This window comes from Pseudomonas sp. Marseille-P9899, from assembly GCF_903166565.1.
GTDB classification, from domain to species: Bacteria; Pseudomonadota; Gammaproteobacteria; order Pseudomonadales; family Pseudomonadaceae; genus Aquipseudomonas; species Aquipseudomonas huaxiensis.
Window position 1 is genome coordinate 327365 of sequence record NZ_CAESCG010000002.1, and the last position, 23619, is coordinate 350983.

The window sequence follows — 23619 nt, forward strand, 5'->3', positions numbered from 1 at the left end:
TGGCGATGAACGAGCTCAAGCCCCGCCGCAGCGAGGACGCGGCCTGCCAGGGACGGTTGTTCCTGGTGTTCCGCATTGGCGGGCAACGGTTTGCCCTCGACACCCGCGAAATCGCCGAGGTGTTGCCGCGCCTGCCGCTCAAACCCATCGCGCGCACGCCCGAGTGGGTGGCCGGGGTGCTGGCCCATCGCGGCGCGCTGGTGCCGGTGATCGACATCAGCGCCCTCAGCTTCGGCCAGCCGGCGCTGCACCGCACCAGCACGCGTCTGGTGCTGGTGCACTACCGCGCCGACCCGGCGCGCCCGGACCTGCTGCTCGGGCTGATCCTCGAACAGGCCAGCAATACCCTGCGCTGCAACCCGGCGGAATTCCGTCCTTACGGTGTCGATAATCGCGAGGCGCCGTACCTCGGCCCGGTGCGCGAAGACGCCCAGGGCCTGCTGCAGTGGATCGGTGTTCAGGACCTGCTCAGCGACGACGTCCGCGCCTTGCTCTTTCCGCCCGCCGGGACCGCGCTCGAGGTGCAGCCATGAGCATCGAACGGCGGTTCTTCCGCTTTTTGCAGGAGCGCATCGGCCTTGATGTCGCCTCGGTTGGCGAGCAGATGGTCGAGCGCGCCTTGCGCCAGCGCTGCGCGGCGCTGGAGGCCCACGACCTGGACGATTACTGGCTGCGTTTGCAGCAGTCGCCCCAGGAACAACAGGCGTTGATCGAAGCGGTGATCGTCCCGGAGACCTGGTTTTTCCGTTACCCGGAGTCTTTCACCGCACTGGTCGGCCTGGCCCGAAAACGCCTGACCGAACTCGGCGGCGTGCGCCCGTTGCGGATTCTCAGCCTGCCTTGCTCCACCGGCGAGGAGCCGTATTCGATTGCCATGGCGCTGCTCGACGGCGGCCTCGCGCCGCAGGCTTTCCGTGTCGATGCCATGGACATCAGCCCCAATTCCATCGCCCGTGCCGAGCGCGGGCTGTACGGTCGCAACTCGTTTCGCGGCAGCCACCAGGATTTTCGCGAGCGGCACTTCAGCGAATCCGATGAAGGCCATCGCCTCGACGACCGCGTGCGTAAGCAGGTGCACTTCGAGGCGGGCAATGTCCTCGATCCTGCGCTGCTGGCCCGGGAAGGCACCTACGATTTTGTGTTCTGCCGCAACCTGCTGATCTATTTCGACATCCCCACCCAGCAACGGGTATTCGAGGTGCTGAAGAACCTCACCCATGCCGGCGGCGTGCTGTTTATCGGCCCGGCCGAAGGCAGCCTGCTGGCGCGGTTGGGCATGCGGCCGCTGGGGATCGCCCAGTCGTTCGCTTACGTCCGTCATGTGCCCGAGGCCGAGGTGGCGCCGAGCAAGCCGGCCAGCCTTGCGCCCCCGGCCCGTGCGCCGTGGCCCGCGCCGCCAGCGCCCACGCCGCGCCGTCCGCTGGTGCCGACCGCGCCAGCGCCCGCTGCGCGTACCGCGAACTCCGCCCGTGACGAGCAGGCCGGCGAGTTGCTGGCGCAGATTGCCGTGCTGGCCAACGGCGGCAACAGCGAACAGGCCCGTGTGCAGTGTCAACGCTGCCTCAAGACCTTCGGGCCCTCGGCTCAGGTGTTTTATTGGCTGGGCCTGCTCAGCGACACCGCCGGCGATGCCGCCGAAGCGATCAACCAGTACCGCAAGGCGCTCTATTTGGAACCGCAACACCCCGAGGCCCTGGTGCACCTGGCGGCGCTGCTGCAATCCCGGGGCGACACCGTCGGCGCCCGACGCCTGCAGGAACGTGCGGCGCGGCGCGAGCGGGGAGGTGAGCGATGATCGACGCAATCAGCGTGTTGAGCGGCGACGTCGAACAGATCGACGATTGCTGGAACCGCATCGGCGTGCACGGCGACAAGAGCTGCCCGTTGCTGGCCGAGCATGTGCACTGCCGCAACTGCGCGGTGTATGCCGCCGCCGCGACGCGCCTGCTGGACCGCTACGCCCTGGCTCAGGACGCCCACGTGCGCGAGGACAGCGAAGAGCAGGTCCACGCCGGGCCGTCGCTGCTGTTGTTCCGCCTTGGCGAAGAATGGCTGGCCCTGGCCACCCGCTGCCTGGCCGAGGTGTCGCCGATGCAACCGGTGCACTCGTTGCCGCACCAGCGTTCGCGAGTGCTGCAAGGTGTGGCCAATGTGCGTGGCGCGCTGGTGCCTTGCTTGTCTCTGCCCGATCTGCTGGGTTTGGAAGTCGCACCGGCGGCGGCCAGTTCGGCGCGGGTCATGCCGCGCATGTTGATCGTCTCCGCCAGCGGCGGCGCAGTGGTGCTGCCGGTGGATGAAGTGGACGGCATTCATGCGCTCGACCAGGGGCTGAACGGTGAGGCTGTCAATGAAAACCGCTTTACCCGCCAGGTTCTGCAATGGCGTGGTCGCAGCGTGCGGATTCTCGATGAGGATCACCTGTTGTCTGCCGTAGACCGGAGCCTTTCATGACCCCTGAGCAAATGCGCGATGCCTCGTTGCTCGAACTGTTCAGCCTGGAGGCCGAGGCCCAGACCCAGGTGCTCAGTGCGGGGCTGCTGGCGCTGGAACGCAACCCGACCCAGGCCGACCAGCTCGAAGCCTGCATGCGCGCGGCGCACTCGCTCAAGGGCGCGGCGCGGATCGTCGGGATCGATGCCGGCGTCAGCGTTGCCCACGTGATGGAAGATTGTCTGGTGGAGGCGCAGGAAGGCCGTCTGCGCTTGCGCCCGGAACATATCGACGCGCTGTTGCAGGGCACCGACCTGCTGTTGCGCGTTGCCAACCCCGCGGACCCCACCGTCAGCGCCGCAGTCCAGGCGTTTCTGGTGCAGATGGCCGGCCTGCTGCAGCCCGGCGCTGCGCCACCGGTGCCGGCGGTGGCAGCGCCCGCGCCTGTTCAGCCTGAACCCGCGCCCGCGCCTGTGCTCGCCGAGCCTGAAATCGAGGCGGAAGTCGAAGCCGAGCCGGAGCCGCGCCCGGTCCGCCGGGGCAAACCCACCGAGGGCGGCGAGCGTGTGTTGCGGGTTACCGCCGAGCGCTTGAACAGCCTGCTTGATCTGTCGAGCAAGGCTCTGGTGGAAACCCAGCGCTTCAAACCGTTTCTCGCCACCCTGCAACGCCTCAAGCGCGTGCACGGGCAGAGCCTGCGCGCCCTCGACGGGCTCAAGGCGCAGATCGATGCCGGGGAGCAGGGCGCCGAGATTCTCGAAAGCCTCGCCCTGACCCAGCAACTGATGGGCGAAACCCAGCAGATGCTGTTGCAGCAGGCCGCCGACTTTGACGAGTTGGGCTGGCAAGCCGGGCAACGCGCGCAGTTGCTCTACGACACCGCGCTGGCGTGCCGCATGCGGCCGTTCGCCGATGTGCTCACCGGGCAAAGCCGGATGGTCCGCGACCTCGGCCGCTCGCTGGGCAAGCAGGTGCGCCTGGAGATCGAGGGTGAGAAGACCCAGGTCGACCGGGACGTACTGGAAAAACTCGAAGCGCCGCTGACCCATCTGCTGCGCAACGCCGTCGACCACGGCATCGAAATGCCCGAGCAACGCCTGCTCGCCGGCAAGCCAATGGAAGGCACCATCCGCCTGCGCGCCTCGCACCAGGCGGGGTTGCTGATTCTGGAACTGAGCGATGACGGCGGCGGCGTCGACCTGCGCGGCCTGAGCCGCAGCATTGTCGAGCGCCAGCTCTCGCCGGCCGAAACCGTAGCGCAGATGAGCGAGGCGGAACTGCTGACCTTCCTGTTCCTGCCGGGCTTCAGCCTGCGCGACAAGGTCACCGAGGTGTCCGGTCGCGGCGTTGGCCTGGACGCGGTGCAGCATATGGTCCGGCAGTTGCGCGGGCAGATCGAGATGACCCAAAGCAGCGGCCACGGCAGCCGCTTCCACCTGGAAGTGCCGCTGACCCTGTCGGTGGTGCGCAGCCTGGTGGTGGAAGTCAGCGGCGAGGCTTACGCCTTCCCGCTGGCCCATATCGAGCGCACCCTGGAGCTGCCGGCCGAGGCCATCGTGCAGCTTGAAGGGCGCCAACAGTTCTGGCACGAAGGCCGGCATATCGGCCTGGTCTCGGCCAGCCAGTTGCTCAATCGCCCGGCAACCCCGGGTGACGGGCAGAGCATCAAGGTGGTAGTGATCCGCGAGCGCGACACGCTGTATGGCGTGGCGGTGGAGCGGCTGATCGGCGAGCGGGTGCTGGTGGTGATGCCCCTCGACGCCCGCCTGGGCAAGATTCAGGACATCTCGGCCGGTGCGCTACTGGACAACGGTTCGGTGGTGCTGATCGTCGACGTCGAGGACTTGCTGCGCTCGGTGGAAAAACTCCTCAGCACCGGCCGCCTGGAGCGCATCGAGCGCGGCGGCGGCGGGGTGCGCGAAGTGGCGCGCAAGCGCGTGCTGGTGGTGGACGACTCGCTGACCGTGCGCGAGCTGCAACGCAAGCTGTTGAGCAACCGCGGCTACGAAGTGGCCGTGGCGGTGGACGGAATGGATGGCTGGAACGCGCTGCGCAGCGAGGATTTCGACCTGCTGATCACCGATATCGACATGCCGCGCATGGACGGCATCGAGTTGGTCACCCTGCTGCGCCGCGACAGCCGCCTGCAATCGTTGCCGGTGATGGTGGTGTCCTACAAGGACCGCGAAGAAGACCGACGACGCGGGCTCGATGCGGGCGCCGACTATTATTTGGCCAAGGCGAGTTTCCACGATGACGCCTTACTGGATGCCGTGGTTGAACTGATCGGGGGGGCGCAGGGATGAAAATTGCCATCGTCAACGACATGCCGCTGGCTGTGGAGGCCCTGCGCCGCGCCTTGGCCTACGAGCCCGCGCACGAGGTGATCTGGGTCGCCAACGATGGCGCCGAAGCGGTGCGCCGCTGCGCCGAGCAGACCCCGGACCTGCTGCTGATGGACCTGATCATGCCGCAGATGGACGGCGTCGAGGCGACCCGGCGGATCATGGCTGAAACGCCGTGTGCGATCGTGATCGTCACCGTCGACCGCCGGCAGAACGTCCACCGTGTATTCGAGGCCATGGGCCACGGCGCGCTGGACGTGGTCGACACGCCGGCCCTGGGCGGCGGGGATCCCAAGGAAGCGGCGGCGCCGTTGTTGCGCAAGATCTTCAATATTTCCTGGCTGATCGGCCAGCAGCGCGCCAGCAGTGTGCGCCCGGTGTCGACGCCACTGCGCCAGGCCGCGCAACGCCAGGGGCTGGTGGCCATCGGTTCGTCCGCGGGCGGGCCGGCGGCGCTGGAAGTGTTGCTCAAGGGCCTGCCCAAGGCGTTTCCGGCGTCCATCGTGCTGGTCCAGCATGTCGACCAGGTGTTCGCCGCGGGCATGGCCGAATGGCTCAGCAGTGCCTCCGGCCAGGCGGTTCGCCTGGCCCGCGAAGGCGAGCCGCCGCAGCCGGGCCAGGTGCTGCTGGCCGGCACCAACCATCATATTCGCCTGCTCGCCGATTGCACCCTGGCCTACACCGCCGAGCCGGTCAACGAAATCTACCGCCCCTCGATCGACGTGTTCTTCGAAAGTGTGGCGCGGTTCTGGCGCGGCGACGCGGTGGGCGTATTGCTCACCGGCATGGGCCGCGATGGTGCGCAGGGTCTCAAACTCATGCGCCAGCAGGGTTACCTGACCATCGCCCAGGACCAACAGAGCAGTGCGGTGTACGGCATGCCCAAAGCAGCCGTCGCCATCGACGCGGCCGTGGAGGTGCGTCCGCTGGAGCGGATAGCCCCACGTCTAATGGAACTTTTCCCGAAATGACGATATGTATTCAGCCACGCCGGCTCGCCGGCAGTGCCCAGGTGACGACGCATGAATGATCTACCGATCGACGGCTTTTCAGCCTCTGACGAGAACTCGGCGATGGTCCTGCTGGTCGATGACCAGGCGATGATCGGCGAAGCCGTGCGCCGTGGCCTTGCCCAGCAAGAAAACATCGACTTCCATTTCTGTGCCGACCCGCACGAAGCGGTGGCTCAGGCCATCCGCATCAAGCCGACGGTGATTCTCCAGGACTTGATCATGCCGGGCCTGGATGGCCTGACCCTGGTGCGTGAATACCGCAGTAACCCGGCGACCCAGGACATCCCGATCATCGTCCTGTCGACCAAGGAGGACCCGCTGGTCAAGAGCGCGGCCTTTGCTGCCGGGGCCAACGATTACCTGGTCAAGCTGCCGGACAACATCGAGTTGGTGGCGCGCATCCGCTATCACTCGCGCTCCTACCTGACCTTGCTGCAGCGCGACGAAGCCTACCGCGCGCTGCGGGTCAGCCAGCAGCAACTGCTCGACACCAACCTGGTGCTGCAGCGGCTGATGAACTCCGACGGCCTGACCGGGCTGTCCAACCGCCGCCATTTCGATGAGTACCTTGAGCTGGAATGGCGCCGGGCAATGCGCGAGCAGTCGCAACTGTCGCTGCTGATGGTCGATGTCGACTACTTCAAGTCGTTCAACGACACCTTCGGTCATCTGGCTGGCGACGAGGCCTTGCGCCAGGTCGCCGAGGCCATCCGTTCCTGCTGCGCCCGGCCCAGCGACCTGCCAGCGCGCTACGGCGGTGAAGAGTTCGCCCTGGTGCTGCCCAACACTTCGCCGGGCGGTGCACGGCTGGTGGCGGAAAAACTGCGCCAGACCGTCGAAGCCGCGCGCATCGCCCACATCATGCCCAAGCCGGATTCCTGGCTGACCGTCAGCATCGGCCTGGCGACCCAGACCCCGGCCGTCGGCAGCCACTGCCGGCAACTGATCTCGGCGGCGGACAACGCTCTCTACCAGGCCAAGAACAACGGCCGCAATCAGGTGGGGGTCGCCTGACGGCGACCCAGCTGCACGTTACAAGCTGCAAGTTGTAAGTGAAGGCAAGCGCGGTCCCCGGCTTGTCTTGCCGCTTGTAGCTTGCTGCTTGTCGCTGGCAGGGGCTCCTGCGCTATACTCTCCGGCTTTTCACAGAATCCGCACGAGAGCCGCCCGCCCATGGAAATCAATCCGATCCTGAATACCATCAAGGACCTCACCGAGCGTTCCGAGTCTATTCGGGGGTATCTTTGACTACGATCACAAGCATGACCGCCTGATCGAAGTCAACCGCGAGCTCGAAGACCCGAACGTCTGGAACAAACCCGAGTACGCCCAGGAACTGGGCCGCGAGCGCGCCACCCTGGCGCAGATCGTCGAGACCCTGGACGGCTTGTCCGGTGGTCTGGCCGATTGCCGCGACCTGCTGGACATGGCCGTCGAAGAAGACGATGAAGGCGCGGTCGCTGACGTCGTCAGCGAACTCGACCGCCTGCGCGAGTCGCTGGAAGCCCTGGAATTCCGCCGGATGTTCAGCGGCGAGATGGACATGAACAACGCCTACCTAGACATCCAGGCCGGTTCCGGCGGCACCGAGGCTCAGGACTGGGCCAACATCCTGCTGCGCATGTACTTGCGCTGGGCGTCCAAGCGTGGCTTCGACGCCACCATCATGGAACTGTCCGAGGGTGAAGTTGCCGGTATCAAGGGCGCTACCGTGCACATCAAGGGCGAATACGCCTTCGGCTGGCTGCGGACCGAGATCGGCGTGCACCGCCTGGTGCGCAAGAGCCCGTTCGACTCCGGCGCCCGTCGCCACACATCGTTCTCGGCGGTGTTCGTTTCGCCCGAGATCGACGACAAGGTCGAAATCGAGATCAACCCGTCCGACCTGCGTATCGACACCTACCGGTCCTCCGGTGCCGGTGGTCAGCACGTAAACACCACCGACTCGGCCGTACGTATCACCCACGTACCGACCAACACCGTGGTGAGCTGCCAGAACGAACGCTCCCAGCACGCCAACAAGGACACCGCCATGAAAATGCTGCGGGCCCGGTTGTACGAGCAGGAAATCCAGCGCCGCAACGCCGCCTCCCAGGCACTGGAAGACACCAAGTCGGACATCGGCTGGGGTCACCAGATCCGCTCCTACGTTCTGGATGCTTCGCGGATCAAAGACCTGCGCACCAACATCGAGCGCAGCGACTGCGACAAGGTGCTCGACGGCGATATCGACGAATACCTGGAAGCGAGCCTCAAACAGGGGCTGTAACCGCGACACCCATGCGCGAGGCAATGCCCGTAGCCAGCGGGCTTGCCCGCGATCCCCGGTCTGCGACCTGGGACAACGAACCCTGATGGAAAAAGTGACGACATGAGCGATCTACAACTCGACCCGCAAGCCCAGCAACAGGAAGAAAACGCCCTGATCGCCCTGCGCAAGGAAAAGCTTGCCGCAGAACGCGCCAAGGGCCAGGCCTTCCCCAACGACTTCCGCCGTGACAGCTACTGCAACGACCTGCAGAAACAGTATGTCGACAAGACCAAGGAAGAGCTGGAAGCTGCAGCGATCCCGGTCAAGGTTGCCGGTCGCATCATGCTCAACCGTGGTTCGTTCATGGTGATCCAGGACATGACCGGGCGTATCCAGGTCTACGTCAACCGCAAGACCCTGCCGGAAGAAACCCTGGCCGCGGTCAAGACCTGGGACCTGGGCGACATCATCGCCGCCGAAGGCACCCTGGCCCGTTCCGGCAAGGGCGACCTGTACGTTGAAATGACCAACGTGCGCCTGCTGACCAAGTCGCTGCGTCCGCTGCCGGACAAGCACCACGGCCTGACCGACACCGAGCAGCGCTATCGCCAGCGCTACGTCGACCTGATCGTCAACGAGGAAACCCGCGAGACCTTCCGCGTGCGTTCCCTGGTCATCTCCCACATCCGCAGCTTCCTGGCCAAACGCGACTTCCTCGAAGTCGAGACGCCGATGCTGCAGACCATTCCTGGCGGCGCCGCGGCCAAGCCGTTCGAAACCCACCACAACGCGCTGGACATGCCGATGTTCCTGCGTATCGCCCCGGAGCTGTACCTCAAGCGCCTGGTGGTCGGTGGTTTCGAGAAAGTGTTCGAGATCAACCGCAACTTCCGCAACGAAGGCGTTTCGACCCGGCACAACCCTGAATTCACCATGCTCGAGTTCTACCAGGCCTACGCCGACTACAACGACAACATGGACCTCACCGAAGAACTGTTCCGCGAACTGGCGCAGCTTGTTCTGGGCAGCACCGACGTGCCGTACGGCGAGAAAGTCTTCCACTTCGGCGAGCCGTTCGTGCGCCTGAGCGTGTTCGACTCGATCCTCAAGTACAACCCGGAACTCACCGAGGCTGACCTGCTGGACGTCGAAAAAGCCCGTGCCATCGCCAAGAAAGCCGGCGCCAAGGTGCTCGGCCACGAAGGCCTGGGCAAGCTGCAGGTGATGATTTTCGAAGAGCTGGTGGAGAGCAAGCTGGAACAGCCGCACTTCATCACCGAATACCCGTTCGAAGTCTCGCCGCTGGCCCGTCGCAACGACAACAACCCGAATGTCACCGACCGCTTCGAGCTGTTCATTGGTGGTCGCGAGATCGCCAACGCCTACTCCGAGCTCAACGATGCCGAAGACCAGGCCGAGCGCTTCATGGCCCAGGTGGCCGAGAAGGACGCCGGTGACGACGAAGCCATGCACTACGACGCCGACTTCGTCCGCGCCCTGGAGTACGGCATGCCGCCAACGGCGGGTGAAGGTATCGGTATCGACCGTCTGGTGATGCTGCTGACCAACTCGCCGTCGATCCGCGATGTGATCCTGTTCCCGCACATGCGTCCGCAGGCCTGATTTCGTCAGGTTTGATGGCCTCATCGCTGTCTTGTCGGGGCGCCGAACCGCTTCGATGAGGCCCGCGAGAGCAACATGAATCAGCCGCCCTTGGCGGCTTTTTCATGCCTGTAAATCCCAGATTTCGAGGTAACCCGCCAGTGACTCTCCCCATGACACAACAAGGCGCTGCTGGCGTCGCCACCGCAGTGGCAGAAAGCGTGCAGTACCAAGGCCGCAAGGCCAGCCGGCAGGGCAGCGAACAGCGCCGCCAGCAGATTCTCGACGCGGCCATGCGCATCGTCGTGCGCGACGGCGTGCGGGGCGTGCGCCATCGTGCGGTGGCGGCGGAGGCGGGCGTGCCGCTGTCGGCCACCACGTACTACTTCAACGATATCCAGGACCTGCTCAGCGACACCTTCGCCCAGTACGTCGAGCGCAGCGCCGCCTACATGGCCAAGCTGTGGGAGAACACCGAAGTGATCCTGCGTCAGTTGCTCGCCCAGGGCGATGGAAGCCCGGCCTCGCGGGCGCGGCTGGCTGACGAGGTGGCGAAGATGACCGCCGAGTACGTCCAGCGCCAATTGCACAACCGCCGCGACTTCCTCATGGCCGAGCAGGCGTTCCGCCAGGAAGCCCTGTTGTGCCCGCGTCTGGCCGAGCTGGTGAAGCTGCACGAGCAGATTCTGCTGCGTGGTGCCTGCCAGCTTTTGCAGGTCGTGGGCTCGCGTCAGCCGCAGCAAGACGCCATTGTGTTGACGGCAATAATCGAGCAGATGGAATATCAGGGCCTGCTCGATGCCGCAAAACCGCAGGCTGAAGGGCAGATGCTCGCTATTCTTGTCCGTTACCTGCATCTGGTGCTGGCGGCGGAATAAGCCGCGAGCCCCTCAAGGAGAACCCGATGAAAGCCTGGCGTGTGCTGCTGGCCCTGTCTTTCCTGCTGTTGAACGGCTGTCTGGTGACATTCAACGAGCCGATTCCGGCCAACGAGCCGGCACCCAAGGCCCTGTTGGGCAAGTGGACCAGCAAGGATGCCTGGGGCGAACCCCTGACCCTGCTGATCAGCCGCTCCGGTGGCAACGCCTATAAGGCGGTGGCCACGGCCAAGGACAAGCCGCGTCAGGAATACGCGTTCACCGTGTCGCGCCATGGCAGCCGCTGGTACCTTTCGGCGGGCGTGCCCAAGGCCATGGGCGGGAATTTCCTGATCGGCGGCTTCGAAGTGATCGATAACAAGGAACTGGTGGTCTACAACCTCGATGTCGAGCAGGTCAACCAGGCCCTGGAAAAGAAAGAACTCAGCGGCCGCAGCATCGAAGTGCCGGAAGACAACGGCGACGGCGTGTTGATCGACAGCCCGGTGGATCGTGTCCTGGCCTACCTGGATGACCCGGCCAACTCCGACCTGTTCGTCGAAGTGGCCCGTTTCCAGCGTGCCGGCAAATAACTGAAACGAGGAGTGGGGCGTGGACGAGTACCAGCAGACGATACGGACCCTGTCTGATCGCATTGTTCAGGCGCAGACGCCGATTCGCGTGCTCGATGCGGTGAAGTGGGACGATAGCATCCGCCAGGGCTTTCTCAAGGCCAAGGGCAAGGAACCACCGGCGGTGGACCGCGCCTATTACCAGAACCGGCCCTTGTCGTTCGACTCCGGCGCGCTGAAGCTGGAATTCCAGAACATCGAGCGCGACATCACCCGCCGCCTGGGCCAGTTCAACCCTGTCGGGCAGATCATGCGGCGCATGTGCAAGGAGTACCGCATGGTGGTGCGCATGCTCGAAGCGCGCGGCACCGAAGATTTCGGGCTGATCTCCCAGGAACTCTACGGCGCCGCCTCCGACGCCTTCCACGCCGGCGACCCGACCCTCGCCGACCTCGGCCTGATGCTCTCGGACTACCTGAACAACATCGACGGCCGTGGCGACCTCAAGGACGAACCGAAGAACCTCTGCGCCAAGGAGGCGGTGCAAATCCTCCAGCAGCGCCTGAACAAGGTATTCGGCGAGGCCGAGGGCACCATCCGGGTGTTCGAGTCGGACGGCATCGTCGCCGACGCGGCGGCGGGGGCCGACTACATCAAGATCCGCGCCGACGCCATGTTCAACAGCCGCGACGTCCGCGCGCTGGAGGTCCACGAGGGCCTGGTGCACGTCGGCACCACCCTCAACGGCCTGAACCAGCCGATCTGCACCTTCCTCGCCAAGGGCCCGCCCTCATCGACCGTGACCCAGGAAGGCCTGGCGATCCTCATGGAAGTCATCGCCTTCGCGTCCTACCCGAGCCGCCTGCGCAAACTGACCAACCGCACCCGCGCCATCCACATGGTCGAGGAGGGCGCCGACTTCCTGCAGGTCTTCGAATTCTTCCGCGCCCAGGGCTTCGAGATGGCGGAAAGCTACGGCAACGCCAGCCGGGTGTTCCGTGGTTCGGTGCCCAATGGCCTGCCGTTCACCAAAGACTTGTCCTACCTCAAGGGCTTCATCATGGTTTACAACTACATTCAGTTGGCCGTGCGCAAGGGCAAGCTCGAACAGATACCGCTGCTGTTCTGCGGCAAGACCACCCTGGAAGACATGCGGACCCTGCGCCAACTGGTGGACGAAGGCCTGGTGGAACCGCCCAAGTACCTGCCGGAGCAGTTCCGCGACCTTAACGCGCTGTCGGCCTGGATGTGTTTCTCCAACTTCCTCAACCACCTGAGCCTGGACCGGATTGAAGCCGACTACTCGAACATTCTCTGAGCGCTGGCGCGGGCTGTTCGCCCTGGGCCTGATGCTGATGGGCCTGTCCGGGTGCAGCTCGCTGCTGTTCTATCCGGAGCCCGGCCAGCCGTTCACCCCTGAAAAGGCCAAGTTGGCCTGGCGCGATGTCAGCCTGACCGCCGCAGACGGCACCCGCCTGCACGGTTGGTGGCTGCCGGCCAAGGAGGGCGTGGAGGTCAAGGGCACCGTGCTGCACCTGCACGGCAACGGCGGCAATCTGGCCTGGCATCTGGGCGGCAGCTACTGGTTGCCGGAGCAGGGTTATCAGGTGCTGATGATCGATTACCGCGGTTATGGACTGTCCGAAGGCAAACCCGGTTTGCCCGAGGTTTATCAGGACATCGGCGCCGCCCTCGACTGGCTGCAAAAAGCCCCGGAGGTCCAGGGCAAACCGCTGGTGCTGCTGGGGCAAAGCCTCGGCGGTGCGATGGCGATCCACTACCTGGCGCAGCATCCCGATCAGGCGCAGCGCTTCAAGGCGCTGGTGTTTGATGGCGTTCCGGTCAGTTACCGCGCGGTGGGGCGCTTTGCCCTGAGCACCTCGTGGATGACCTGGCCGCTGCAAGTGCCGCTGTCGTGGATGGTGCCCGATGGCGACAGCGCCATCCATTCCATCGGCCTGCTGAAAAGCCCGCCGAAACTGTTCTTCCACAGCATCGATGACGCTCTGGTGCCCCTTGAAAACGGCATCCGCCTGTACCAGGCCGCGCCGCCGCCACGGGTGCTGCAACTGGTGCGTGGCGCCCATGTACAGACCTTCGCCGACCCGACCTGGCGCCAGGTGATGGTGCGTTTCCTCGACGATCCCGAACATTTCAACGGCCTGCGTCGCCTGGCCGAAGTCCCCAATTATCCTGACGAGAAGTCGCAATGAGTGAAGAACGCAACGCCGTCCCCCTGATCATTACCGGAGTCTGCAGCATCGTCGGTACCGTGTGCGCCCTGTGGTACTACGGCTACCTGCATTTCGCCAAGCCGGAGGATGCTCTGCTGTTGTCGGAATTCACCATGCTCAAGACGGTGCCGGGCGAGGACTACAAAATTGCCCTGACCCCCGCGCCGCAAATGGCGCAGTGCATCGATGGCGTGCTGGTGCTGTTCGACATGCAGCAGAAAGGCCTGACCGGCGTGCTGGTGGACAACAAGAAGCAGGCGGTGCGCTGCATGGGGCAGGAAACGCCGCAGCAGACCGAGTGATTGCAAAAAAAGCCATTGCCGGCTGCAGGCTCCACACCACCAACACGATCAGCCGATCTTCGATGACCTGATAAACCAACCGATAGCCAGTCAGTTAAACCAATTGGGGCCGCTTTGCGGCCCTTCGCGAGCAAGCTCGCTCCCACAGGCCCCCGCAAAACCTTGGGTCAGTACTTTGTCTGTCACAACTGTGTGGGAGCGAGCTTGCTCGCGAAGGGCTGCAAAGCAGCCCCAACATAGGCGCTGAAACGCTAACTGACTGGTATCAACCGATAGCCGATGCCTTGCAGCTGGATCTTGTGGCAATCCCGTCGGCGTCCGCGATGAGCTCATCGATATCTACCCTGACGGCAGGCTCCCCACGCCGTTGCCTGACGAGCTCCGCCAGTTGCGCATCATCGATCAGTTCCATCATCGCTTCGTAGCGATCTGGCGGCACCGCATAGAACGCGGGCTCATTTCTGTTGAGGATGACAACGGTTTTGCCGTTGGCTTCGCGCAGGGTGCCCATGGGGTCTTTTTTAAGGTCGGTGACCGATGCGGCTACATCGGCCAGGACCGCGAATGTCATTGCCATGGCAACATTTCCTGATGGGGTGCGCTGTCGGGAGGTGCCTCGTTTCAGGTAGGCCATGGCTGATATCTAAGATCAGCGGCTTTGCCGGAAGCGAAGTAACGCGATGGTAGTTCTTTTTGTGGTGCTTTTAAAGGTGCTTTAAATAGTGTTTTTAATGTGGCAAAACAAAAAAATCCCGCCAATTTGGCGGGATTTTTCATTTCAGCCCGAGGCTTATTGAGCGCTGCTCACGCTGCGCGGTGCCACTGGCTGGTTGTCGTTGGAGATGGTCACTTCCACGCGACGGTTTTGCGCACGGCCCGAGTTGCTGCTGTTATCGGCAACCGGGTATTCCTTGCCATAGCCCTGGGCAACGATACGGGCCGGGTCGACACCGGCACGGACCAGCGCCATGCGCACGGAGTTGGCGCGGCGCTCGGACAGGCCCTGATTGTAGTTGGCGCTGCCGGTGCTGTCGGTGTAGCCCTCGACGATCACCTTGCGGTCAGGGTTTTCCTGGAGGAACTGCGCCAGCTTGGTGATGTTCGGGTAGGCGTTGCTTTTCAGCTCGGCCTTGTTGTAGTCGAACAGCACGTCGCCGAAGGTCACCAGGGTGCCGCGGTCGGTCTGCTTGGCGTTGAGGCTTTCCTGCAATTTCTTGATCTGCGCGTCACGGGCATCCAGGCGGGCCTGGGCGCGTTGGGCAGCGGCGTTTTTCAGGTTGGCCTCGGCGGTGCGCAGGGCGATGGTTTGCTTGGCCACCTCGACGCGCTGGTTGGTCAGGTAGGCGAGCTGGTCGACCTTCTTGTTGTCTTCCTTGTCCATGTAGGCCTTGTCGGCCTTGTTCAGCCAGTCCTGGGCGTCCTTGGTTTCAAGGGCCGCGACCTTGCTCGACTGCGGATCGCTCTGCAGGGCGGAGAAGTTGGTGCGGGCGGATTCCAGATTCGGGTTCGGCTGGTGGGCGCAGGCGACCAGGCCGATACTCAGGGCCAGGAGGGCGGGGATCATCACGTGGTTACGCATAGTGTTCATCCTTTAATCAATTCGAAGTGCACGGGGCGATGGCGCGCTTACTGCGGCTGGGTGGGCTCGGCGGCGCGCATACCTTCTTCGCGCAGTTCCTGAACGCCCTGGCGGGAGTCCTGCAAGGCTTTCTGGGCTTTCATGGCCTGGGCCTTGCGCTCGGCGACGCGGGCATCCCATTCCGCCTGTTCGGCCAGCAGCTTCGCTTCGTCATACTTCTTGTCGTGCATGGCGATTTCGGCTTGCTTGAACTTGTCCTGGGCGGCCTTCATTTCCACGGCGGCGTACTCGGTACCACCGGCGCTGACGGCGGAATTGACCGCCGACTGGGTCACGGCGTACTGCTCGGTGGGTGGCTTGCCAGCACAACCGGCCAATACCAGGCTACTGCCCAGGGCCAGCGCGGCCAGCTTGATCCCGCGCAGTTGGAACGGGGTTTTCTCGATGCGGGTCTTCATGGTGGTCAACTCCATTGGATCACTCCTGATGAACGACGAGTTCCGTAACAGTCCATCGACTTGGCTCCTTCACCCAGAGCTGACGGAGCTCGCAGTGAAGGGTTTTTTGCCGTAGTGGCTATGGGCTGTGACTGGGCCGTTTTTTCAAAAGTTCAGAAAAAGTACCGCTTGTTAGGCGATTTTTTCTGACTAATCGGTCAGTGGAGTTTTGCTGGAACTTTGCCGGTGTGGTGGGGTATTGCGAAGTTCTGGAAGCCTTGTGCGCCGCTTCGCCGGCAGGTGAAAGCGTTCATGGCGAAGCGGCGCAAAGGCTCGGGAAGCAAGGCGAAGAATCAGTGTTTCGAGGTGTCCTTGCTGCTGCTCAGCGCCCGTAAATGCTGGCGCGACAGGGCAAGAAAGCGCGGCGTGGCGCCGACGTCTTCATACAGCGGATCACCTTCCTCATCGGTGGCAATCACCTGCTGTCCCTGAATGTAGGGGAAGCTCGCTTCCAGCTCTTCCAGGGCGGCACCGAGCAGTTCGCCGAGCAGTTCCTCGGCGCGGCGCTTGGGGTACATCTCGGCCAGGGCCGCCAGCCGCGCGGCAGCCTCGACGTCCAGATAAAGCGTGTGACCAGTGGGGCTCAGGCGTCCTTTTGCGTTCTGTTCCCAGTACTGGGCGAGTTCGCGAATTTTCATGATGTCCTCTGTGTAAGCCAATGGGCCTGGTTAAAGCGTAGCCACTTGGCCGAAGGCTGCGCCTTGAAAGCACGACCGGTACTGGGGCACTCTGCTGGCAACGCGGTTTTTCCAGGTGTGGAGAAGGTTGATGACCGATATCGATGTGCGCTTGCGTGAAGATGTTCATCTGTTGGGCGAATTGCTGGGAGACACCGTGCGCGAACAGCACGGCGAGGCCTTCCTGCAGAAGATCGAGGCGATCCGCCACAGTGCCAAGGCCGATCGCAGTGGCGGCGAGGAGCAATTGAGCTCGACCCTCGCGGACCTCGCCGACGACGAACTGTTGCCGGTCGCCCGGGCTTTCAACCAGTTTCTTAACCTCGCCAACATCGCCGAGCAGTACCAACTGATTCGCCGGCGCGACGAGGACCAGCCCGAGCCCTTCGAGGCGACGGTCCTGCCCGAACTGCTGGCCCGGCTCAAGGCTGCCGGTCACAGCGACGATGCCCTGGCCCGTCAGCTCGGCAAGCTCAATATCGAGCTGGTGTTGACCGCCCACCCCACCGAGGTGGCCCGCCGTACCCTGATTCAGAAATACGACGCCATCGCCGCGCAACTGGCGGCCCAGGACCACCGCGACCTGACCGCCGCCGAGCGCGAGCAGGTGCGCGAGCGCCTGCAACGACTGATCGCCGAAGCCTGGCACACCGAGGAAATTCGCCGCACCCGGCCAACCCCGGTGGACGAAGCCAAGTGGGGCTTCGCGGTGATCGAGCACTCCCTCTGGCACGCCATCCCCAGCCATATGCGCAAGGCCGACAAGGCCCTGCACGATGCCACCGGGCTGCGCTTGCCACTGGAAGCGGCGCCGATCCGCTTCGCTTCGTGGATGGGCGGCGACCGTGATGGCAACCCCAATGTCACCGCCAGCGTGACCTGCGAAGTGCTGCTGCTGGCGCGCTGGATGGCGGCGGACCTGTTCCTGCGTGACGTCCACTCGCTGGCCGCCGAGCTGTCGATGCAACAGGCCAGCCCGGCGTTGCGGGCCAAGGTCGGCGAATGCGCCGAGCCGTACCGCGCGGTGCTCAAGCCATTGCGTGAGCGCCTGCGGGAAACCCGGGCGTGGGCCCAGTCGGCACTGAGCGCACCGCAGACTCCGGGGCCCTTGGTGCTGCAGGACAACCGCGAGCTGTTCGAGCCGCTGCACCTGTGTTTCGAGTCGCTGCACGAATGCGGTATGGGCGTGATTGCCGACGGTCCGCTGCTGGACTGCCTGCGCCGTGCGGTCACCTTCGGCCTGTTCCTGGTGCGCCTCGATGTGCGCCAGGACTCCAGCCGCCACGCAGCCGCGCTGAGCGAGATCACCGACTATCTGGGCCTCGGTCGCTACGCCGACTGGAACGAAGAGGCGCGCATCGACTTCCTCCAGCGCGAACTGAGCAGTCGCCGGCCGCTGCTGCCGGCGCACTTCAAGCCGCAGGCGGACACCGCCGAGGTGCTCGCCACCTGCCGCGAGATCGCCAACGCGCCGGCTGCTTCGCTGGGTTCCTACGTCATTTCCATGGCCGGCGCTGCCTCCGATGTGCTGGCGGTGCAGTTGCTGCTCAAGGAAGCCGGCCTGCTGCGGCCGATGCGCGTGGTGCCGCTGTTCGAAACCCTGGCTGACCTCGACAATGCCGGTCCGGTGATGGAGCGTCTGCTGGGTCTTCCGGGCTACCGCGCCGGGCTGCACGGCCCGCAGGAAGTGATGATCGGCTACTCCGATTCGGCCAAGGATGCCGGCACCACGGCGGCGGCCTGGGCGCAGTACCGGGCCCAGGAAACCCTGGTGCGAATCTGCCGCGAGCAGGAAGTGGAATTGCTGTTGTTCCACGGCCGTGGCGGCACCGTTGGCCGTGGCGGCGGACCGGCGCATGCGGCGATCCTGTCGCAGCCACCGGGCTCGGTGGCCGGGCGCTTCCGTACCACCGAGCAGGGCGAGATGATCCGCTTCAAGTTCGGCCTGCCGGACATCGCCGAACAGAACCTCAACCTCTATCTGGCTGCCGTGCTTGAAGCCACCTTGCTGCCACCGCCGCCGCCGCAGCCGGCGTGGCGCGAAGTGATGGACCAACTGGCCGCCGACGGGGTCAAGACGTACCGCGGCGTCGTGCGAGAAAACCCCGATTTCGTCGAATACTTCCGCCAGTCCACCCCGGAACAGGAACTCGGTCGCCTGCCGCTGGGCAGTCGTCCGGCCAAGCGCCGTGCCGGGGGAATCGAAAGTCTGCGGGCGATCCCATGGATCTTCGGCTGGACCCAGACCCGCCTGATGCTCCCAGCCTGGCTTGGCTGGGAAGCGGCGCTGAACAATGCCCTGGCGCGTGGCCAAGGACCGTTGTTGCAGCAGATGCGTGAAGAGTGGCCATTCTTCCGCACGCGCATCGATATGCTGGAAATGGTCCTGGCCAAGGCGGACGCCGATATCGCCCGCTCCTACGACGAACGTCTGGTGCAACCGGAACTGCGACCTTTAGGTGCACATTTGCGCGACCTATTGTCGCAGGCGTGCCAGGTAGTACTGGGGCTGACCGGCCAGCCGGTGCTACTGGCGCACAGCCCGGCGACCCTGGAGTTCATCCGTCTGCGCAATACCTACCTCGATCCGCTGCACCTGCTCCAGGCCGAACTGCTGGCGCGCTCGCGGGAGCGCGAAGCCGCTCTGGACAGCCCGTTGGAGCAGGCCCTGCTGGTGACAGTGGCGGGCATCGCGGCCGGTTTGCGCAACACCGGTTGAGTGTCAGGCGACCTATTGAAGGGTGTCGGATGACGCCCTTCAATAGGTAGGAATAAGGTGTAAGAAGCGTCGGTTGCGACGGGCGCAACCCGTGTAGACCGAGGCTTCTTGTCGCAGGTTTTTCCGACTTTCGACCGCTTGTATGGTCCGGGTGCGCTGTGTATCTTGGACAGCCTTTTGACCGATTTGCGGTCATCGCCCGATTTCCTGCGATTCGCCAATCACGCGAATCCATTGATTTGCTTATAAAAAATGAGGAGCACGAGATGCGCGTAATTCTGCTGGGAGCTCCCGGAGCCGGTAAAGGTACTCAGGCAAAGTTCATCACCGAGAAGTTCGGTATTCCGCAGATTTCCACCGGCGACATGCTGCGTGCCGCGGTCAAGGCCGGCACCCCGCTGGGTCTGGAAGCCAAGGCGATCATGGACGCTGGCAAGCTGGTATCCGACGAACTGATCATCAACCTGGTCAAGGACCGCATCGCCCAGCCTGACTGCGTGAACGGTTTCCTGTTCGACGGCTTCCCGCGCACCATTCCTCAGGCTGAAGCCCTGGTGACTGCTGGCGTCGAGCTGGATGCCGTGATCGAGATCGCCGTCGAAGACGAAGAGATCGTTCAACGCATCGCCGGCCGCCGTGTTCACGAAGGTTCCGGTCGCGTCTACCACATCGTCTACAACCCGCCGAAGGTTGAAGGCAAGGACGACGAAACCGGCGAGCCGCTGGTTCAGCGTAAAGACGACACCGAAGAAACCGTACGTCACCGTCTGTCCGTGTACCACGATCAGACCAAGCCGCTGGTGGACTTCTACCAGAAGCTGGCTGCCAGCAACGGCAAGCCGAAGTACAGCCACATCGAAGGCGTTGGCTCGGTAGAAGCCATCACCGCCAAGGTACTGGCAGCCCTGAGCTGATCCCGTCCCGATGTTTCGCCAACGGCCCGCTTGCGGGCCGTTGTTCGTTTATAATGCCGCTCTTTTTTCTCTCGCCTGGAACCCCCGATGACCACCTTGCTGGCCCTGGATACCGCCACTGAAGCCTGCTCTGTCGCCTTGCTGCATGACGGCAAGATCACGAGCCACTACGAGGTGATTCCGCGCCTGCATGCGCAAAAGCTGCTGCCGATGATCCAGACCTTGCTGGCCGAAGCCGGCGTCGCCTTGTCGGCGGTGGATGCCATCGCCTTTGGCCGTGGCCCGGGCGCCTTCACCGGCGTGCGCATCGCCATCGGCGTGGTGCAGGGCCTGGCGTTCGCCCTGGAGCGCCCGGTGTTGCCGGTGTCGAACCTGGCGGTGCTGGCTCAGCGCGCGCTGCGCGAGCATGGTGCGACCCGCGTGGCCTCGGCCATCGATGCCCGAATGGACGAAGTCTATTGGGGCTGCTATGAGGAACAGGCAGGGGAAATGCGTTTGCAAGGGCTCGAAGCGGTGCTGCCGCCCGAGCAGGTCGCGTTGCCCCAAGGAGCGGACGGCCAGTGGTTTGGCGCCGGTACGGGCTGGGGTTACAGTGAGCGTCTGGCGGTAAAGGTCGAGGGTCAGGATGCGAGCATGCTGCCTCACGCGCTGGACCTGCTGACCCTGGCGCAATTCGCCTGGCAGCGCGGCGAAAGCGTACCCGCCGACCAAGCGCAGCCGGTGTACCTGCGGGACAAGGTGGCGACGCCCAAAGGCGCCTGATCGCCTCCGGTCGGTTATCGCCAAACGCCGTAAACCTTTTTAGTGATATGTGGTCCAGTTATCAGTCGGGCATTTGCGCAGGAGCTCTGGTGCCGCTAAATTGCCATCATTGTCCCTGAGTATTTCGTCATGCGTATCGACGGCTTTTCCTCACAGTCTTATCCGCTCAAGCGCCCCCAGCGCAAAGGGCCGGTGCGTGTGGAAGAGTCGGAGGAAGAAGATCTTCCCGGCGAATTCGAAGTCCAGGCGCAGCCCGCCAGCACCGGCAATGCCAACCGCAGTGCCGGCTTGCCGGCCCGTCCGCAGGACATGATCTTCCCCCGCGCCCGCAACCGCCGCACCAAGCACGCCCTGACCAGCTACATGACCACAGCTGGCTTCGTCGATTGGGAGATGGAAGTACTGGGGCTGGATCTGTACATTTGAGCGGATGAGCCTGTCATCCCTGCCTTATTTTCTCGGTTGTCCGTCCTGGAGCGAAAACGCCTGGCGCGACTACCTGTATCCCGCCGATGCCAAGAGCACTGATTTCCTCGCGTTGTACTGCCAGGTCTTCAATGCCGTCGAAGGCAACACCACCTTCTATGCCCGTCCCGCGCCCGCCACCATCCAGCGCTGGGCCCAGGTCATGCCCGAACACTTCCGTTTCACCGCCAAGTTTCCCGGCGACATCAGCCACAGCGGCGATCTGCACGGGCAACTCGACGCTGCGCGGGCCTTTGTCGAACTGCTCAGGCCGCTGGGCGCGCGGGTAGCGCCGTACTGGCTGCAACTGCCGGCGACCTTCAGCCCCGCACGGCTAGGCGAGCTGGTGCACTTCATCGACGAGATCGACGTGCCGATTGCCGTGGAAGTGCGTAACAAGGCCTTCTTCGCCAAGGGCGAGGACGAGCGCCTGCTCAATCGCCTGCTGCTGGACCGCGGGATCGAGCGCATCTGCCTGGACCCTCGCGCGCTGTTCAGTTGCACCTCGCAGGAGCCCAGCGTGCTCCACGCGCAATCGAAAAAGCCGCGGGTGCCACCACGACCGACCGCCTTCAGCCAGCACCCACAGGTGCGTTTCATTGGCCATCCTGAACTGGAGGCCAACGAAAGCTTTCTTCTGCAATGGCTGGACAAGGTCGCCGCCTGGATCGAAGAGGGGCGCAGCCCCTACGTGTTTCTGCATACCGCTGACAACCGCCTGGCCGCAGCGCTGGCGCAACGTTTCCATCGCGGCCTGATGGAGCGCCTGCCCGGTCTGCCGGCTTTGCCTGAACCCGACCGGGGGCCGCAGGTCGAACAACTTGGCCTGCTGTGATTTCCTGTCGTCTGCCTGGGAGTTCCGACCATGGATGTGCAAACCCTGCGTGCCGAAGCGTTCAAAGCCCTGCATGAGCGCCCCGGCGCTTTCGTGATTCCCAATCCCTGGGATGCGGGCTCGGCGAAAATGCTCGCCAGCCTGGGCTTCGAGGCCCTGGCCACCACCAGCGCGGGACTGGCGTTTTCCCTGGGCCGGCCAGACGCCGAAGGTGCGCTCAGTCGTGAACAGACCCTCGACAACGCCTTGTCTATCGTCGATGCCACCGCCTTGCCGGTCGCGGCGGACCTGAAAAACGGCTTCAGCGACGAGCCTTCCGGCTGCGCCGAGACCATCCTGCAAGCGGCGCGTATCGGGCTGGTCGGCGGTTCCATCGAAGACGCAACCGGCCGCGAAGACGAGCCGATCTATAGCTTCCACCGTGCGGTGGAGCGGGTCGAGGCCGCCGTGGCCGCTGCCCGCAGCCTGGATTTCCCGTTCATGCTCTGCGCCCGTGCGGAAAACCTCCTGCACGGGCGTAACGACTTGGACGACACCATCGCCCGCCTGCAAGCCTTTGCCGAAGCCGGCGCCGACGTGCTCTACGCGCCCGGCTTGCGCAGCGCCGAGGATATTCGCCGGGTGGTGCAGGCAGTGGCGCCGAAACCGGTGAACCTGCTGATGGGCCTTAGCGGGATGACGCTCACCTTCGAGGACGTGCAGGCGCTGGGCGTGAAGCGCATCAGCGTCGGCTCATCGCTGGCCCGCGCCGCCTACGGTGCGTTCTTCGATGCGGCGAAGCGCATTCGCGGTGACGGGCGTTTCGACTACGCCGAGCAGGCGCTGCCGTTCGATCAGTTGAACCAGATGTTCCGGCGCTGACCGCCGTGCGCTACGGCGGGCTGGTGCTGCTGGCGGTGCTGGGCGCCGCGGCGTTCTACGGCTGGAAGCAGGGCTGGCGCCTGCCGGACGAATGGAATCCGTGGGCGCCGCTGGATGTGCGCTCGCCGCCGAACCTGCTGACCTCGTGGAAGCTCGGACGGCTGCGCGATGATCCCCAGCGCTGCGCCGAGACACTGGCCACCTCCGGCCTGCGCTACACCGTGCAGGCCGATAGCCCTGCGAGTGCGACCTGCCCGCTGAGCAATGTGGTGCGGGTCCAGGACGCGCCGATGCGGCTGAGTAGCAGCTTTCTCGCTACCTGCCCAGTGGCGGTGGCCTTCGCCCTGTTCGAGCGCCACGGCCTGCAACCGGCGGCGCAACGGGTCTTCGGCCAGCCGGTGGTGCAGGTGGATCATCTGGGCAGCTACGCCTGCCGCAATATGTACAACCGCGCCGAAGGCCGGCGCAGCCAACACGCCAGCGCCAACGCTCTGGATATCGCCGGCTTTCGCCTGAAAGACGGCCAGCGCATCGAGCTGCAAAAGGACTGGAACGGGGAGGGGCCCAAGGCGCAATTTCTGCGTCAGGTCCACGCGGGGGCCTGCGAGAGTTTCAATACGGTGTTGGGGCCGGACTACAACGCGGCCCATCACAACCACTTTCATTTGGATATGGGCGGCTGGCAGATCTGCCGTTAGGCTCTG

General features: G+C 64.3%; 24 protein-coding genes. 20 read left to right on the forward strand and 4 right to left on the reverse strand.

Features of this window, described 5'->3' with window-relative positions:
* Window positions 1–5: 5 nt before the first annotated feature.
* The 13 genes from HWV67_RS10715 (at window position 6) to HWV67_RS10775 (ending at window position 13606) form a co-directional block, all read left to right on the forward strand.
* Window positions 6–533, forward strand: coding sequence for a chemotaxis protein CheW (locus HWV67_RS10715; protein WP_175651212.1), 528 nt, complete (start codon window positions 6–8; stop codon window positions 531–533).
* Entirely contained in the window at window positions 530–1795 is a 1266-nt protein-coding gene (locus tag HWV67_RS10720) for a CheR family methyltransferase (protein WP_175651213.1), read from the forward strand. Before HWV67_RS10715 ends, HWV67_RS10720 begins: the two co-directional genes overlap by 4 nt.
* A complete protein-coding gene (locus tag HWV67_RS10725; RefSeq protein WP_175651214.1) occupies window positions 1792–2451 on the forward strand; it encodes a chemotaxis protein CheW in 660 nt (219 codons plus the stop codon). Before HWV67_RS10720 ends, HWV67_RS10725 begins: the two co-directional genes overlap by 4 nt.
* Window positions 2448–4736 (forward strand): hybrid sensor histidine kinase/response regulator, encoded by a 2289-nt coding sequence (locus HWV67_RS10730; protein ID WP_175651215.1) that lies wholly within the window; start codon window positions 2448–2450, stop codon window positions 4734–4736. The genes HWV67_RS10725 and HWV67_RS10730 overlap by 4 nt, the downstream gene beginning before the upstream one ends.
* Complete coding sequence (locus HWV67_RS10735; protein WP_175651216.1) at window positions 4733–5746, forward strand: chemotaxis response regulator protein-glutamate methylesterase; 1014 nt, start codon at window positions 4733–4735, stop codon at window positions 5744–5746. Before HWV67_RS10730 ends, HWV67_RS10735 begins: the two co-directional genes overlap by 4 nt.
* Before the next feature lie 51 nt (window positions 5747–5797).
* Window positions 5798–6802 carry a response regulator gene (locus HWV67_RS10740; RefSeq protein WP_175651217.1) on the forward strand — a complete coding sequence of 335 codons (1005 nt, stop codon included), beginning with the start codon at window positions 5798–5800 and terminating at the stop codon, window positions 6800–6802.
* Between the two features lie 159 nt (window positions 6803–6961).
* Window positions 6962–8057, forward strand: a protein-coding gene (gene prfB / locus HWV67_RS10745) for a peptide chain release factor 2 (RefSeq protein ID WP_175651218.1) whose coding sequence is annotated in 2 segments (ribosomal slippage) — window positions 6962–7033 and window positions 7035–8057 — 1095 coding nt in all. Because the reading frame shifts where the segments join, the coding sequence is not laid out codon by codon here.
* A gap of 102 nt (window positions 8058–8159) precedes the next feature.
* A complete protein-coding gene (lysS, locus tag HWV67_RS10750; protein ID WP_175651219.1) occupies window positions 8160–9662 on the forward strand; it encodes a lysine--tRNA ligase in 1503 nt (500 codons plus the stop codon).
* A 152-nt stretch (window positions 9663–9814) separates the two neighbouring features.
* Complete coding sequence (locus HWV67_RS10755) at window positions 9815–10519, forward strand: TetR/AcrR family transcriptional regulator (RefSeq protein WP_175651220.1); 705 nt, start codon at window positions 9815–9817, stop codon at window positions 10517–10519.
* 26 nt (window positions 10520–10545) lie between these two features.
* Complete coding sequence (locus HWV67_RS10760) at window positions 10546–11091, forward strand: hypothetical protein (protein ID WP_175651221.1); 546 nt, start codon at window positions 10546–10548, stop codon at window positions 11089–11091.
* 19 nt (window positions 11092–11110) lie between these two features.
* Window positions 11111–12388: a flavohemoglobin expression-modulating QEGLA motif protein gene (locus tag HWV67_RS10765; protein WP_110968244.1), complete on the forward strand. Its 1278-nt coding sequence runs from the start codon at window positions 11111–11113 to the stop codon at window positions 12386–12388.
* Window positions 12360–13283, forward strand: coding sequence for an alpha/beta hydrolase (locus HWV67_RS10770; protein ID WP_175651222.1), 924 nt, complete (start codon window positions 12360–12362; stop codon window positions 13281–13283). Before HWV67_RS10765 ends, HWV67_RS10770 begins: the two co-directional genes overlap by 29 nt.
* Complete coding sequence (locus tag HWV67_RS10775) at window positions 13280–13606, forward strand: hypothetical protein (RefSeq protein ID WP_095154133.1); 327 nt, start codon at window positions 13280–13282, stop codon at window positions 13604–13606. Before HWV67_RS10770 ends, HWV67_RS10775 begins: the two co-directional genes overlap by 4 nt.
* A 265-nt stretch (window positions 13607–13871) precedes the next feature.
* Here the strand turns inward: HWV67_RS10775 and HWV67_RS10780 are convergent, their stop codons facing one another.
* The 4 genes from HWV67_RS10780 to HWV67_RS10795 form a co-directional block, all read right to left on the reverse strand.
* The gene (locus HWV67_RS10780) at window positions 13872–14177 is read right to left on the reverse strand and encodes a type II toxin-antitoxin system Phd/YefM family antitoxin (protein ID WP_175651923.1); all 306 of its coding nucleotides are present in this window, start codon (window positions 14175–14177) and stop codon (window positions 13872–13874) included.
* Window positions 14178–14396: 219 nt separating this feature from the next.
* Window positions 14397–15185, reverse strand: coding sequence for an OmpA family protein (locus tag HWV67_RS10785; protein ID WP_175651223.1), 789 nt, complete (start codon window positions 15183–15185; stop codon window positions 14397–14399).
* A 47-nt stretch (window positions 15186–15232) separates the two neighbouring features.
* Window positions 15233–15658, reverse strand: a complete 426-nt coding sequence (locus tag HWV67_RS10790; RefSeq protein WP_095154130.1) for a DUF4398 domain-containing protein — start codon at window positions 15656–15658, stop codon at window positions 15233–15235.
* Window positions 15659–15975: 317 nt separating this feature from the next.
* Window positions 15976–16320, reverse strand: a complete 345-nt coding sequence (locus tag HWV67_RS10795) for a pilin assembly protein (protein WP_175651224.1) — start codon at window positions 16318–16320, stop codon at window positions 15976–15978.
* A gap of 130 nt (window positions 16321–16450) precedes the next feature.
* On the opposite strand from HWV67_RS10795, the gene ppc reads away from it, so the two are divergent.
* The 7 genes from ppc (at window position 16451) to HWV67_RS10830 (ending at window position 23613) form a co-directional block, all read left to right on the forward strand.
* The gene (ppc, locus tag HWV67_RS10800; RefSeq protein ID WP_175651225.1) at window positions 16451–19078 is read left to right on the forward strand and encodes a phosphoenolpyruvate carboxylase; all 2628 of its coding nucleotides are present in this window, start codon (window positions 16451–16453) and stop codon (window positions 19076–19078) included.
* 266 nt (window positions 19079–19344) lie between these two features.
* A complete protein-coding gene (gene adk, locus HWV67_RS10805) occupies window positions 19345–19992 on the forward strand; it encodes an adenylate kinase (protein WP_095154127.1) in 648 nt (215 codons plus the stop codon).
* A gap of 87 nt (window positions 19993–20079) precedes the next feature.
* Window positions 20080–20754, forward strand: a complete 675-nt coding sequence (gene tsaB / locus HWV67_RS10810) for a tRNA (adenosine(37)-N6)-threonylcarbamoyltransferase complex dimerization subunit type 1 TsaB (protein WP_175651226.1) — start codon at window positions 20080–20082, stop codon at window positions 20752–20754.
* A 129-nt stretch (window positions 20755–20883) separates the two neighbouring features.
* Entirely contained in the window at window positions 20884–21180 is a 297-nt protein-coding gene (locus tag HWV67_RS10815) for a hypothetical protein (protein ID WP_095154125.1), read from the forward strand.
* Window positions 21181–21184: 4 nt separating this feature from the next.
* Window positions 21185–22054, forward strand: a complete 870-nt coding sequence (locus HWV67_RS10820; RefSeq protein ID WP_175651227.1) for a DUF72 domain-containing protein — start codon at window positions 21185–21187, stop codon at window positions 22052–22054.
* A 30-nt stretch (window positions 22055–22084) separates the two neighbouring features.
* Entirely contained in the window at window positions 22085–22915 is an 831-nt protein-coding gene (locus HWV67_RS10825) for an isocitrate lyase/PEP mutase family protein (protein ID WP_175651228.1), read from the forward strand.
* A gap of 5 nt (window positions 22916–22920) precedes the next feature.
* Window positions 22921–23613 (forward strand): extensin-like domain-containing protein, encoded by a 693-nt coding sequence (locus HWV67_RS10830; RefSeq protein ID WP_175651229.1) that lies wholly within the window; start codon window positions 22921–22923, stop codon window positions 23611–23613.
* Window positions 23614–23619 lie beyond the last annotated feature (6 nt).

Bases quoted from the DNA above. Each gene is read 5' to 3' on its own strand.
- HWV67_RS10715 (WP_175651212.1), top strand. From the start codon at position 6: ATGAACGAGCTCAAGCCCCGCCGCAGCGAGGACGCGGCCTGCCAGGGA.
- HWV67_RS10720 (WP_175651213.1), top strand. From the start codon at position 530: ATGAGCATCGAACGGCGGTTCTTCCGCTTTTTGCAGGAGCGCATCGGC.
- HWV67_RS10725 (WP_175651214.1), top strand. From the start codon at position 1,792: ATGATCGACGCAATCAGCGTGTTGAGCGGCGACGTCGAACAGATCGAC.
- HWV67_RS10730 (WP_175651215.1), top strand. From the start codon at position 2,448: ATGACCCCTGAGCAAATGCGCGATGCCTCGTTGCTCGAACTGTTCAGC.
- HWV67_RS10735 (WP_175651216.1), top strand. From the start codon at position 4,733: ATGAAAATTGCCATCGTCAACGACATGCCGCTGGCTGTGGAGGCCCTG.
- HWV67_RS10740 (WP_175651217.1), top strand. From the start codon at position 5,798: ATGAATGATCTACCGATCGACGGCTTTTCAGCCTCTGACGAGAACTCG.
- lysS (WP_175651219.1), top strand. From the start codon at position 8,160: ATGAGCGATCTACAACTCGACCCGCAAGCCCAGCAACAGGAAGAAAAC.
- HWV67_RS10755 (WP_175651220.1), top strand. From the start codon at position 9,815: ATGACACAACAAGGCGCTGCTGGCGTCGCCACCGCAGTGGCAGAAAGC.
- HWV67_RS10760 (WP_175651221.1), top strand. From the start codon at position 10,546: ATGAAAGCCTGGCGTGTGCTGCTGGCCCTGTCTTTCCTGCTGTTGAAC.
- HWV67_RS10775 (WP_095154133.1), top strand. From the start codon at position 13,280: ATGAGTGAAGAACGCAACGCCGTCCCCCTGATCATTACCGGAGTCTGC.
- HWV67_RS10780 (WP_175651923.1), bottom strand. From the start codon at position 14,177: ATGACATTCGCGGTCCTGGCCGATGTAGCCGCATCGGTCACCGACCTT.
- HWV67_RS10785 (WP_175651223.1), bottom strand. From the start codon at position 15,185: ATGCGTAACCACGTGATGATCCCCGCCCTCCTGGCCCTGAGTATCGGC.
- HWV67_RS10790 (WP_095154130.1), bottom strand. From the start codon at position 15,658: ATGGAGTTGACCACCATGAAGACCCGCATCGAGAAAACCCCGTTCCAA.
- HWV67_RS10795 (WP_175651224.1), bottom strand. From the start codon at position 16,320: ATGAAAATTCGCGAACTCGCCCAGTACTGGGAACAGAACGCAAAAGGA.
- ppc (WP_175651225.1), top strand. From the start codon at position 16,451: ATGACCGATATCGATGTGCGCTTGCGTGAAGATGTTCATCTGTTGGGC.
- adk (WP_095154127.1), top strand. From the start codon at position 19,345: ATGCGCGTAATTCTGCTGGGAGCTCCCGGAGCCGGTAAAGGTACTCAG.
- tsaB (WP_175651226.1), top strand. From the start codon at position 20,080: ATGACCACCTTGCTGGCCCTGGATACCGCCACTGAAGCCTGCTCTGTC.
- HWV67_RS10815 (WP_095154125.1), top strand. From the start codon at position 20,884: ATGCGTATCGACGGCTTTTCCTCACAGTCTTATCCGCTCAAGCGCCCC.
- HWV67_RS10820 (WP_175651227.1), top strand. From the start codon at position 21,185: ATGAGCCTGTCATCCCTGCCTTATTTTCTCGGTTGTCCGTCCTGGAGC.
- HWV67_RS10825 (WP_175651228.1), top strand. From the start codon at position 22,085: ATGGATGTGCAAACCCTGCGTGCCGAAGCGTTCAAAGCCCTGCATGAG.